This is a genomic window from Luteimonas arsenica (genome assembly GCF_004352825.1).
In the GTDB taxonomy this organism is placed as follows: Bacteria; Pseudomonadota; Gammaproteobacteria; order Xanthomonadales; family Xanthomonadaceae; genus Luteimonas; species Luteimonas arsenica.
In genome coordinates, this window is record NZ_SJRW01000002.1 from 497607 (window position 1) to 509501 (window position 11895).

Sequence of the window (11895 nt, forward strand, 5' to 3'; positions counted from 1 at the left end):
ATCCGCACGCACCGCTCCCATGTCCCTGAACGACCTGCTGGCCCTCGGCCGCGACCATTACCTGCCGGTCTACCGCCAGCGCGAGCTGGTGCTCGAGCGCGGCCAGGGTGCGCGACTGTGGGACAGCGAGGGGCGCGAGTACGTCGACTTCTCTGCCGGCATCGCGGTCTGCAACCTGGGGCATGCCGATCCCGATCTGGTGGCCGCGCTGGTCGAGCAGGCCGGCCGGCTCTGGCACACCAGCAACGTCTTCCACAGCGAGCCGCCGCTGCGCCTGGCGCAGGAACTGGTGCAGGCCTCGCGCTTCGCCGAGCGCGTGTTCTTCTGCAACTCCGGCGCCGAGGCCAACGAGGCCGCCATCAAGCTCGTGCGCAAGTGGGCGGCGGCGCAGGGCCGGGAGCCAGTGCGCCGCACCATCGTCACCTTCCGCGGCAGCTTCCATGGCCGGACGCTGGCGGCGGTCACCGCCACCGCGCAGCCGAAGTACCAGGCCGGCTACGAGCCGCTGCCCGGCGGCTTCCGCTACGTGGACTTCAACGACGTCGCCGCGCTGGAGGCCGCGATGGCCGGTGGCGACGTCGCCGCGGTCATGCTCGAGCCTGTGCAGGGCGAGGGCGGCGTGCTGCCGGCGGCGCCCGGCTTCCTGCAGGCCGTGCGCGCGCTGTGCGACCGCCACGGCGCGCTGCTGGTGCTCGACGAGATCCAGAGCGGCATGGGCCGCACCGGCAAGCTGTTCGCGCATTGGCACGACGGCGTGGTGCCGGACATCGTCACCCTGGCCAAGGCGCTGGGCGGTGGATTCCCCATCGGCGCGATGCTGGTGGGCGCGAAGGCCGCCGCGGCCATGCAGTTCGGCGACCATGGCACCACTTTTGGCGGCAATCCGCTGGCGGCGGCCGTGGCGCGCGTGGCGCTGCGCAAGATCGCGTCGCCTGCGGTCGTGGACAACGTCTCGCGGCAGGCGGTCGCGCTGCGCGAGGGCCTGTCGGCCATCGACGCCAGGCACGGACTGTTCCAGGAGGTGCGCGGCCGCGGGCTGATGCTGGGCGCGGTGCTGAGGCCTGAGCATGCCGGCCGCGCGGCGGAGATCCTCGACCGCGCCGCGGCGCAGGGCCTGCTGCTTCTGCAGGCGGGCCCGGACGTGCTGCGTTTCGTGCCCGCGCTGACCATCACCGATGCGGACGTGGCCGAAGGCCTCGAGCGGCTCGAGGCCGCCCTGCGCTGAGCATCCCGCCGGCGCCGCTCAGTCGGCGTCTTCGGGCGCCAGCGCCCGGCCGCACTTGCGGCAGTGCCAGGCGTCGGCCTCGTGGTCGGGCAGCCCGCATTCGGTGCAGCGGACCCGCCGCCGCCGCGGCTGCAGGGAGCGCGCGAGCTCGGCGGTGTAGATGCCCGTCGGCACCGCGATGATGCTGTAGCCGATGACGATCAGCACCGAGGTGATGAAGCGGCCAAGGCCGGTGGCCGGGGCGACGTCGCCGAAGCCCACGGTACCCACGGTCACGATCGCCCAGTACATGCCGGTGGGGATGCTGGTGAAGCCGTGCTCCGGGCCTTCGACCACGTACATCAGCGCACCGAAGATCACCACGATGGTCAGCAGCGTGGCGATGAACACGAAGATCTTGCGCCGGCTGCGCAGCAGCGCCTGGATCAGGACGCCGGCCTCGCTGGAGTACTCGACCAGCTTCAGCACCCGGAACACGCGCAGCAGGCGCAACGCGCGGATCACGGCGAACGAAGCGCTGGCGGGAAACAGCAGTGACAGGAAGGTGGGCAGGATCGCCAGCAGGTCGATCACGCCGAAGAAGCTGGTCGCGTAGCGCAGCGGCCGCTTCACCACCCACAGGCGAACGGCGTACTCGAAGGCGAAGGCCAGCGTGAACAGCCATTCCAGGGCGTACAGCCAGGCATGCCAGCGCGCCTTGACCGCGGGCACGCTGTCGAGCATCACCACCACGACGCTGGCGAGGATGACCAGGATCAGGACGAGGTCGAAGTTGCGCTCGTCGGGCGCGTCGTGGTGGAAGATCCGCCGGTACCAGAGGTGGCGCGCGCCCTGCTCCGACGCCGGCAGGAAATCGCGCTCGAACGGGCTCGGCCCGGCTTCGGCCGGCCGTTCTCCGTCAGCGGGCGGCTGCATCGGCGACTGCCCTGAACGCGCCGCGCGCGGCTTCCAGCGTCGCTTCCACCACCGCGTCGTCGTGGGCGCTGGAGATGAAGCCCGCCTCGTACGCGGACGGCGCCAGGAACACGCCGCGCTCCAGCATGGCGTGGAAGAAGCGGTTGAAGGCGCCGATGTCGCACGCGGTCGCACCGGCGTAGGTGTCGACCTTCGCATCGGTGAAGAACAGCCCGAACATCGCGCCGACGCGGTTGGTGGTCAGCGGCACGCCGGCCGCGCGCGCGGCGTCCTCGAGACCGTCGCACAGCGTGTTCGCGGTCGCTTCGAGCCGGTCGTGGAAGCCCGGGGCCTGGATCAGCTCCAGCATCGCCAGGCCCGCCGCCATCGCCACCGGATTGCCGCTGAGCGTGCCGGCCTGGTAAATCGGGCCCGCGGGCGCGATCTGCTCCATCAATTCGCGGCGGCCGCCATAGGCGCCCACCGGCATGCCGCCGCCGATGATCTTGCCGAAGGTGGTCAGGTCGGGCGTGACCCCGTAGCGCGCCTGCGCTCCGCCCAGCGCCACGCGGAACCCGGTCATCACCTCGTCGAAGATCAGCAGCGCGCCGTGCTTCGTGCACAGTTCGCGCAGGTGCTGCAGGTAGCCCTCGCGCGGCGGCAGGCAGTTGGCGTTGCCGACCACCGGCTCGATGATCACCGCCGCGACCTCGGCGCCGACCTCGTCGAACAGCTGGCTCGCGCCCTTGAAATCGTTGTAGCTGAGGGTCGAGGTCAGCTCGCTCAGTCCCGCGGGAACGCCGGGCGAGGTCGGCACGCCGAGCGTGAGCATGCCGCTACCCGCCTTCACCAGGAAAGAGTCGCCGTGGCCGTGGTAGCAACCCTCGAACTTGACGATGCGCTGGCGCCCGGTCGCGCCGCGCGCGAGCCGGATCGCCGACAGCGTGGCCTCGGTGCCGGAGTTGACCATGCGCACCATCTCGCAGGTCGGGACCAGGCGGGTGATGGTTTCGGCCATCGTCACTTCGGCCGGACAGGGCGCGCCGAAGGACAGGCCGCTGCCGATCGCCTGCGCCACCGCCTCGCGCACGGCCGGATGGTTGTGGCCGACGATCATCGGCCCCCACGAGCCCACGTAGTCGATGTAGCGGTTGCCGTCGACGTCGTGCAGGTATGCGCCGTCGGCGCGCTCGACGAAGAAGGGATCGCCGCCCACCGACTTGAACGCGCGCACCGGCGAATTGACGCCGCCGGGCAGCAGCTGCGTCGCGCGCGAGAACAGGGCCTGTGACTTGTCGTGCTTCATTGCGCTTGGGTTCCTGTGAAGGCGTGGAGATAGGCTTGCGCGGCCGCTGCGGGATCGGGCGCGTCGAACACGCCGCTGATCACCGCGACCAGGTCGGCGCCGGCGTCGACCACGATGCGGGCATTGTCCGGAGTGATGCCGCCGATCGCCACCACGGGCAGGCCGAAGCGCTTTGCCTCGCGCAGCAGCGCCGGCGTCGCGCGCCGCGCCCGGGGCTTGGTCGGCGAAGGAAAGCATGCGCCGAAGGCGAGGTAGCTCGCGCCGGCGGCCGCCGCGGCCGCGGCGTGGTCGAGGCTGTCATAGCAGGATGCGCCGATGATCGCGCCAGGGCCGAGCGCCTGCCGCGCCGTCTCGAGTCCGCCGTCGTCTTCGCCCAGGTGCGCGCCCTGCGCGCCGCTCGCCTGGGCGAGGCGCCAGTCGTCGTTGGCCAGCAGCGGCACGCCGTGTTCGCGGCACAGCGGCAGCAGGACGTCCATCTGCTTCCTCGCGAGCGCGGGATCGGCCTGCTTGTTGCGGTACTGCAGCAGGCGCGCGAAGCCGATCACCGGCTTCGTCCGCTCCAGCAGGCGCGCGGTGTCGTTCTCGTCCGGCGTGAGCAGGTAAAGCCCGCGTCCGAGGGGCGCGGGCTGCGCGTATGCGGATCCGGCGTCGTGCATCGCGTGGTTTCCTGTGTGCGGGCGGGGTGTGACAATGGCGGCCCGCGTCGTGCACGCAGCCGCCAGCGCATTATCCGATGAACGACTCCGCCCCCGCCTTTCGCACCTGGATGTGCGTCGTCTGCGGCTTCATCTATGACGAGGCCCTGGGCCTGCCGGAAGAGGGCATCGCGCCCGGCACCCGCTGGGAGGACGTTCCCGAGACCTGGACCTGCCCGGATTGCGGCGTGACCAAGGACGACTTCGAGATGATGGTCGTCTGAAACGGCAAGGGCCGCCCCGGGGCGGCCCTTTTCATGTCCGGCCGGGTGGATGTCCGGCGCGCGGCGCCTCAGCGCCCCGGGGCGATGTCGGGCCCCAGTTCCAGCACCGCGCCGTCCTTGAGGTCCAGTCGCCGCGCTTCGCCCGCATTCAGCTCCAGCACGTAGAGCGCGGGCGCACGGCTGGGGTAGGGCGGGCAGCGATCCCCCGCCGAACACGGCGGCACGCTGCGCTGCTGGGTCACCAGCTGCAGCGAGGCATCGAAGTAGAGGATGTCGAGCGGGATCCGCGTGTTCTTCATCCAGTAGGCCTGGCGTTCCTCGCGGTCGTGGATGAACAGCATGCCGTGGCCTTCGGCGAGCGAGTCGCGGAACATCAGGCCGCGCGCACGCTCCGCATCATCGTCGGCGACTTCCACCAGGTAGCGTTCGCCCGCCAGCTCGACCCACCGCCCGTCGCTTGCGCATGCGGTTGCCAGCACGCTGGTGCAGCAGAGTAGGAGTGCGACGAGCGGCATGCGCATGTGGTTTTCCTGCGGGTCGGGAGATGTAGGACAACAGTCTTGGAGCGCGGCTTCGCGGTCAAGCAGGAAAAATTCCCATTGCCCCCTTCCCAAAGTCCTCGAGGCGCTGCACAATGCGCGCCCCGCCACGGAGCGGCCGGCACGACCGGCAACGACGAGGCGGGGGAGAACGAAAAAGCCGCTTCACAGGGTGTTGACGTTCTCCGAAACCGCGCTAATATGTGCGGCTCCCCTGACGGAAACGGCCTCCGGGCCGCCAAGACAAGGGAGGCTGAAATCAACCCCTCACAGGGTGTTGACGGAAGCAAAAGCCGCGCTATCATGTGCGGCTCCCCTGGACGGAACGGCCTCTGGCCACGAAGTCCAGGGACGCTGAAGAAAATGCCCGACAGGGTGTTGACGGAAGCAAAAGCCGCGCTATAATGGGCGGCTCACCCCGGAGGAAACGACGGGGGTCGCGGAGAAGGCGCTGAGGCCTCTCCCCGGATCTTTGACAGTGTGCGCAGGTGACTTGTGCGGGCGTCTGGCAAGTGGATGGTTGTCCATCTTGCAGACGTTCGAACAGAACCAAGTCGATTCAAAGCATGCAAATGCAGTGAGTAATTTGGGCTGGACGACGACTGCACTCAAAAGTTTGGACTTCGGTCCAGCAATTTTAAGTGAAGAGTTTGATCCTGGCTCAGAGTGAACGCTGGCGGCAGGCCTAACACATGCAAGTCGAACGGCAGCACAGGAGAGCTTGCTCTCCGGGTGGCGAGTGGCGGACGGGTGAGGAATACATCGGAATCTGCCCAGTCGTGGGGGATAACCTCGGGAAACCGGGACTAATACCGCATACGACCTACGGGTGAAAGCAGGGGACCTTCGGGCCTTGCGCGATTGGATGAGCCGATGTCGGATTAGCTAGTTGGAGGGGTAATGGCCCACCAAGGCGACGATCCGTAGCTGGTCTGAGAGGATGATCAGCCACACTGGGACTGAGACACGGCCCAGACTCCTACGGGAGGCAGCAGTGGGGAATATTGGACAATGGGCGCAAGCCTGATCCAGCCATGCCGCGTGAGTGAAGAAGGCCCTCGGGTTGTAAAGCTCTTTTGTTGGGAAAGAAAAGCAATCGGTTAATACCCGGTTGTTCTGACGGTACCCAAAGAATAAGCACCGGCTAACTTCGTGCCAGCAGCCGCGGTAATACGAAGGGTGCAAGCGTTACTCGGAATTACTGGGCGTAAAGCGTGCGTAGGTGGTTTGTTAAGTCTGATGTGAAAGCCCTGGGCTCAACCTGGGAATTGCATTGGATACTGGCAGGCTAGAGTGCGGTAGAGGATGGCGGAATTCCTGGTGTAGCAGTGAAATGCGTAGAGATCAGGAGGAACATCCGTGGCGAAGGCGGCCATCTGGACCAGCACTGACACTGAGGCACGAAAGCGTGGGGAGCAAACAGGATTAGATACCCTGGTAGTCCACGCCCTAAACGATGCGAACTGGATGTTGGGTTCAACTAGGAACTCAGTATCGAAGCTAACGCGTTAAGTTCGCCGCCTGGGGAGTACGGTCGCAAGACTGAAACTCAAAGGAATTGACGGGGGCCCGCACAAGCGGTGGAGTATGTGGTTTAATTCGATGCAACGCGAAGAACCTTACCTGGCCTTGACATGCACGGAACTTTCCAGAGATGGATTGGTGCCTTCGGGAACCGTGACACAGGTGCTGCATGGCTGTCGTCAGCTCGTGTCGTGAGATGTTGGGTTAAGTCCCGCAACGAGCGCAACCCTTGTCCTTAGTTGCCAGCACGTAATGGTGGGAACTCTAAGGAGACCGCCGGTGACAAACCGGAGGAAGGTGGGGATGACGTCAAGTCATCATGGCCCTTACGGCCAGGGCTACACACGTACTACAATGGGAAGGACAGAGGGCTGCGAACCCGCGAGGGCAAGCCAATCCCAGAAACCTTCTCTCAGTCCGGATCGGAGTCTGCAACTCGACTCCGTGAAGTCGGAATCGCTAGTAATCGCAGATCAGCATTGCTGCGGTGAATACGTTCCCGGGCCTTGTACACACCGCCCGTCACACCATGGGAGTCTGTTGCACCAGAAGCAGGTAGCTTAACCTTCGGGAGGGCGCTTGCCACGGTGTGGCCGATGACTGGGGTGAAGTCGTAACAAGGTAGCCGTATCGGAAGGTGCGGCTGGATCACCTCCTTTAGAGACTAAAGACAGCTAATTGCCTGTCAGGCGTCCGCACAAGTGACCTGCATCCAGGAGTTCCACGGCGAAAGCCGGGAACCGACCCCTTTATACGGGGCCATAGCTCAGCTGGGAGAGCACCTGCTTTGCAAGCAGGGGGTCGTCGGTTCGATCCCGACTGGCTCCACCACGCTGGGGAAGACATTGGGTCTGTAGCTCAGGTGGTTAGAGCGCACCCCTGATAAGGGTGAGGCCGGTGGTTCGAGTCCTCCCAGACCCACCACCCTGGATGTTTCTGCGCACACATAAAGATTTTGAAGCGGATTGGCACTGTGGCCGATCCGTGTTCTTTGAAAACCAGGGACGTAGCGAGCGTTTGAGACGAATATCCAAACGTGTCGTTGAGGCTAAGGCGGGGCCCTAGAGGCCCTACATTTGAAGTTGTCGTTGATATTCGCGCGACGACCCCGAGGCGACTTGGGGTTATATGGTCAAGCGAATAAGCGCACACGGTGGATGCCTTGGCGGTCAGAGGCGATGAAGGACGTGGTAGCCTGCGAAAAGTGTCGGGGAGCTGGCAACAAGCTTTGATCCGGCAATGTCCGAATGGGGAAACCCACCTCGCAAGAGGTATTGCATGGTGAATACATAGCCATGCAAGGCGAACGCGGTGAACTGAAATATCTAAGTAACCGTAGGAAAAGAAATCAACCGAGATTCCCCCAGTAGCGACGAGCGAACGGGGAGCAGCCCAAAAGTTGTTCCGGTTCTAGCAAAGCAGTCTGGAAAGACTGGCCATAGAAGGTGACAGCCCTGTATGCGAAAGGGCCGGAATGATGAAAAGTGAGTAGGGCGGGGCACGAGAAACCCTGTCTGAACATGGGGGGACCATCCTCCAAGGCTAAATACTCCTGACCGACCGATAGTGAACCAGTACCGTGAGGGAAAGGCGAAAAGAACCCCGGAGAGGGGAGTGAAATAGAACCTGAAACCGTGTGCGTACAAGCAGTAGGAGCCCTTCGGGGTGACTGCGTACCTTTTGTATAATGGGTCAGCGACTTACTGTTCGTGGCGAGCTTAACCGTATAGGGGAGGCGAAGGGAAACCGAGTCTGATAAGGGCGCATAGTCGCGGGCAGTAGACCCGAAACCGGGTGATCTAGTCATGCCCAGGGTGAAGGTACCGTAACAGGTACTGGAGGCCCGAACCCACTCCCGTTGCAAAGGTAGGGGATGAGGTGTGATTAGGAGTGAAAAGCTAATCGAACCCGGAGATAGCTGGTTCTCCTCGAAAGCTATTTAGGTAGCGCCTCGCACGAATCTTCCTGGGGGTAGAGCACTGTTATGGCTAGGGGGTCATTGCGACTTACCAAACCATGGCAAACTCCGAATACCAGGACAGACTATGCGGGAGACACACGGCGGGTGCTAACGTTCGTCGTGAAAAGGGAAACAACCCAGACCCACAGCTAAGGTCCCAAATTCCATGCTGAGTGGAAAACCATGTGGAAAGGCACAGACAGCCAGGAGGTTGGCTTAGAAGCAGCCATCCTTTAAAGAAAGCGTAATAGCTCACTGGTCGAGTCGGTCTGCGGGGAAGATTTAACGGGGCTAAGCATGGAACCGAAGCTTGGGGTGCATACTTTGTATGCGCGGTAGAGGAGCGTTCCGTAAGCCTGCGAAGGTGGATTGAGAAGTCTGCTGGAGGTATCGGAAGTGCGAATGCTGACATGAGTAACGATAATGCGGGTGAAAAGCCCGCACGCCGAAAGCCCAAGGTTTCCTTGCGCAACGTTAATCGACGCAGGGTGAGTCGGCCCCTAAGGCGAGGCAGAAATGCGTAGTCGATGGGAAGCTGGTTAATATTCCAGCACCTCGCACAAGTGCGATGGAGGGACGGAGAAGGTTAGGTCTACCAGGCGTTGGTTGTCCTGGGGAAAGGCGGTAGGAATGGATCTTTGGCAAATCCGGGATCCTTTATTCCGAGCACCGAGACGAGCTCATTAGAGCGAAGTGACTGATACCACGCTTCCAGGAAAAGCTCCTAAGCTTCAGCTTGTGCAGACCGTACCGTAAACCGACACAGGTGGGTAGGATGAGAATTCTCAGGCGCTTGAGAGAACTCGGGTGAAGGAACTAGGCAAAATGGTACCGTAACTTCGGGAGAAGGTACGCCCCCTTTGGTGGCCACGTGCGTGGCTGAGCTGAGGGGGGCCGCAGATACCAGGCCGCTGCGACTGTTTATCAAAAACACAGGACTCTGCAAACACGAAAGTGGACGTATAGGGTCTGACGCCTGCCCGGTGCCGGAAGGTTAATTGATGGGGTCAGCCGCAAGGCGAAGCTCTTGATCGAAGCCCCGGTAAACGGCGGCCGTAACTATAACGGTCCTAAGGTAGCGAAATTCCTTGTCGGGTAAGTTCCGACCTGCACGAATGGCGTAACGATGGCGGCACTGTCTCCACCCGAGACTCAGTGAAATTGAAATCGCTGTGAAGATGCAGCGTTCCCGTGGCAAGACGGAAAGACCCCGTGAACCTTTACTATAGCTTTACACTGAACGTTGAGTTCGTCTGTGTAGGATAGGTGGGAGGCTGTGAAACTGTGGCGCTAGCTGCAGTGGAGCCATCCTTGAAATACCACCCTGTCGTGCTTGACGTTCTAACCTAGGTCCGTTATCCGGATCGGGGACCGTGTATGGTGGGTAGTTTGACTGGGGCGGTCTCCTCCCAAAGAGTAACGGAGGAGCTCGAAGGTACGCTCAGCGCGGTCGGACATCGCGCACTGTGTGCAAAGGCATAAGCGTGCTTGACTGCAAGATCGACGGATCAAGCAGGTACGAAAGTAGGACTTAGTGATCCGGTGGTTCTGTATGGAAGGGCCATCGCTCAACGGATAAAAGGTACTCCGGGGATAACAGGCTGATACCGCCCAAGAGTTCATATCGACGGCGGTGTTTGGCACCTCGATGTCGGCTCATCACATCCTGGGGCTGTAGTCGGTCCCAAGGGTATGGCTGTTCGCCATTTAAAGTGGTACGCGAGCTGGGTTCAGAACGTCGTGAGACAGTTCGGTCCCTATCTGCCATGGGCGTTGGAGATTTGAGAGGGGCTGCTCCTAGTACGAGAGGACCGGAGTGGACGAACCTCTGGTGTTCCGGTTGTCACGCCAGTGGCATTGCCGGGTAGCTACGTTCGGAAGCGATAACCGCTGAAAGCATCTAAGCGGGAAGCGCGCCTCAAGATGAGATCTCCCGGGGCACAAGCCCCCTGAAGGAACCATCAAGACCAGGTGGTTGATAGGCTGGGTGTGTAAGCACTGCAAGGTGTTGAGCTAACCAGTACTAATGATCCGTGTGGCTTGACCATATAACCTCAAGTGGCCTTGGACTCGACGACGCGTCGATGTTCGGCACAAAGTTCGCTACGTCCCTGACTTATTCGCCGAAGGCGGAACTGTATCCAGTTCCGTTCGGAGGCAAACCAACGAGAGCGTGTGCGCGTCAAGCCGGCAACGGCCCGCGACCCTCCACCCTCTCCCTGGTGACAATAGCTTCATGGAACCACCCGATCCCATTCCGAACTCGGAAGTGAAACGTGAACGCGCCGATGGTAGTGTGCATCCAGCATGCGAGAGTAGGTCATCGCCAGGGTCTTTACCCCAAAACCCCGCAGCCACGGCTGCGGGGTTTTTCTTTGCGCGATCATCGGAGCCCGTCCGGCTCACCTTGCCGCCGTTGGCCGCTTCGGCTAACGTGTGCGACCTCCCCCATACCGGTGACGTCCATGCGCTGTACCGCCAGCCTCCTGATTTCCGCAGTCTGCCTGCTCCTGCTGCCAGCCGCCGGTGCGGCAGAATTGCCGCGCGTCGACGTGCAGGGCGCGACCGGCATGTGCAAGGCATCCACGTTCGCCTTCTCCCAGAGCACGCGCTATCGCCCGCTCGCGCTGGTGAACGAGGGGACCGGGAACATGTACGCGAGTTGCAACTGGCAGGGCGACGATCGCAGCAGCAGCGAACGAGGCTCCAAGCGGCTGTCGATCGTGGTCGGCAACGCCGGCAGTGCCGCCCGCAGCGTGACCTGTACCCTGGTCAATGGCCACCAGACCGGCGGGCTCGAGTTCGCGGTTTACGTCCCCAAGACGGTCAGCGTCCCGGCCGGTGGCTATGCCGAACTGGCCTGGGTGCCGGGCGAGGTTTCCAACGCCAAGCCGTCGGGCATTGATCGCCCCTCTCTGAGTTGTCTGCTGCCCTCGCAGACCTCGCTGCAGCACACTCGTCGCGAGTACAACGAAAATGTCGGCGCCTGAGGCCGGCGGGCGTCTGCCCGCGAGCGTGACCGCGCTGCTGTCCGCACTGGTGCTTTCCGCCGCTTCCGGTGCAACGTTCGCGGCTGAAGTGGTTCGCTATGACTTCCAGGGTGCTTCGTCGATCTGCCAGCCGGCGACTTTCGCCTACGCCGAAGGCGTGGATTTCCGTCCGTTGAGCCTGGTGAACAAGGGCACCAGCACCGTATTCGTTTCCTGCGCGCTGCGAGGGGATCCACGCCCGGGCGGCCGTGGTGCGATGAAGGTCCTGGTCGAGGCGGGCGCGACCGGCCAGCGTTCCGGCCGCGTGACCTGTACCTTTGTCGAGGGGCATGAGCAGGGCGAGGTCATCTATCGCACAAAGTCCGCGGACGTGTACTCGGGGCAGCGCGGCGTGGCCATGACCTGGCAGCCGGTCGAGATCGCTGGCTATCCGGAGCATATTTTCCGCCCGGCGCTGCAGTGTAGGCTCTCTCCGGGTACGGCCATCCATTACCTGGCCGTTACCTACGACGAAAATATCGGCTCCTGAGCAGACACC

8 protein-coding genes, 2 tRNA genes and 3 rRNA genes are annotated in these 11895 nt (G+C 63.0%); 9 read left to right on the forward strand and 4 right to left on the reverse strand.

Annotation, left to right across the window (positions count from 1 at the left end; all coding sequences use genetic code 11):
• The first annotated feature begins 19 nt into the window (after window positions 1-19).
• Entirely contained in the window at window positions 20-1225 is a 1206-nt protein-coding gene (locus tag E2170_RS09765) for an acetylornithine transaminase (protein ID WP_133000475.1), read from the forward strand.
• A gap of 18 nt (window positions 1226-1243) precedes the next feature.
• Here the strand turns inward: E2170_RS09765 and E2170_RS09770 are convergent, their stop codons facing one another.
• From E2170_RS09770 to thiE, 3 genes are read right to left on the reverse strand one after another with little or no spacing between them, the layout of a single operon-like run.
• Entirely contained in the window at window positions 1244-2140 is an 897-nt protein-coding gene (locus tag E2170_RS09770; RefSeq protein ID WP_133000476.1) for an ion transporter, read from the reverse strand.
• The gene (hemL, locus tag E2170_RS09775; protein WP_133000477.1) at window positions 2124-3425 is read right to left on the reverse strand and encodes a glutamate-1-semialdehyde 2,1-aminomutase; all 1302 of its coding nucleotides are present in this window, start codon (window positions 3423-3425) and stop codon (window positions 2124-2126) included. The genes E2170_RS09770 and hemL overlap by 17 nt, the downstream gene beginning before the upstream one ends.
• The gene (gene thiE / locus E2170_RS09780; protein WP_133000478.1) at window positions 3422-4081 is read right to left on the reverse strand and encodes a thiamine phosphate synthase; all 660 of its coding nucleotides are present in this window, start codon (window positions 4079-4081) and stop codon (window positions 3422-3424) included. The genes hemL and thiE overlap by 4 nt, the downstream gene beginning before the upstream one ends.
• A 77-nt stretch (window positions 4082-4158) precedes the next feature.
• On the opposite strand from thiE, the gene E2170_RS09785 reads away from it, so the two are divergent.
• The gene (locus E2170_RS09785) at window positions 4159-4344 is read left to right on the forward strand and encodes a rubredoxin (protein ID WP_133000479.1); all 186 of its coding nucleotides are present in this window, start codon (window positions 4159-4161) and stop codon (window positions 4342-4344) included.
• A gap of 68 nt (window positions 4345-4412) precedes the next feature.
• Here E2170_RS09785 and E2170_RS09790 read toward each other — a convergent pair whose 3' ends face one another.
• Window positions 4413-4859, reverse strand: a complete 447-nt coding sequence (locus E2170_RS09790) for a DUF192 domain-containing protein (protein ID WP_133001161.1) — start codon at window positions 4857-4859, stop codon at window positions 4413-4415.
• A 662-nt stretch (window positions 4860-5521) separates the two neighbouring features.
• Here E2170_RS09790 and E2170_RS09795 point away from each other — a divergent pair.
• The 7 genes from E2170_RS09795 (at window position 5522) to E2170_RS09825 (ending at window position 11886) form a co-directional block, all read left to right on the forward strand.
• Window positions 5522-7066: ribosomal RNA gene (locus E2170_RS09795) — 16S ribosomal RNA — on the forward strand.
• A 96-nt stretch (window positions 7067-7162) separates the two neighbouring features.
• Window positions 7163-7238, forward strand: a tRNA-Ala gene (locus E2170_RS09800).
• Between the two features lie 16 nt (window positions 7239-7254).
• Window positions 7255-7331 (forward strand) — tRNA-Ile (locus E2170_RS09805).
• Window positions 7332-7537: 206 nt separating this feature from the next.
• Window positions 7538-10415, forward strand: a 23S ribosomal RNA gene (locus E2170_RS09810).
• A gap of 170 nt (window positions 10416-10585) precedes the next feature.
• Window positions 10586-10699: ribosomal RNA gene (rrf, locus tag E2170_RS09815) — 5S ribosomal RNA — on the forward strand.
• Together the 16S, 23S and 5S rRNA genes with 2 tRNA genes alongside form the textbook arrangement of a ribosomal RNA operon.
• Window positions 10700-10832: 133 nt before the next feature.
• Complete coding sequence (locus tag E2170_RS09820) at window positions 10833-11357, forward strand: hypothetical protein (protein WP_133000480.1); 525 nt, start codon at window positions 10833-10835, stop codon at window positions 11355-11357.
• Complete coding sequence (locus E2170_RS09825) at window positions 11344-11886, forward strand: hypothetical protein (protein WP_133000481.1); 543 nt, start codon at window positions 11344-11346, stop codon at window positions 11884-11886. The genes E2170_RS09820 and E2170_RS09825 overlap by 14 nt, the downstream gene beginning before the upstream one ends.
• Window positions 11887-11895: the final 9 nt, after the last annotated feature.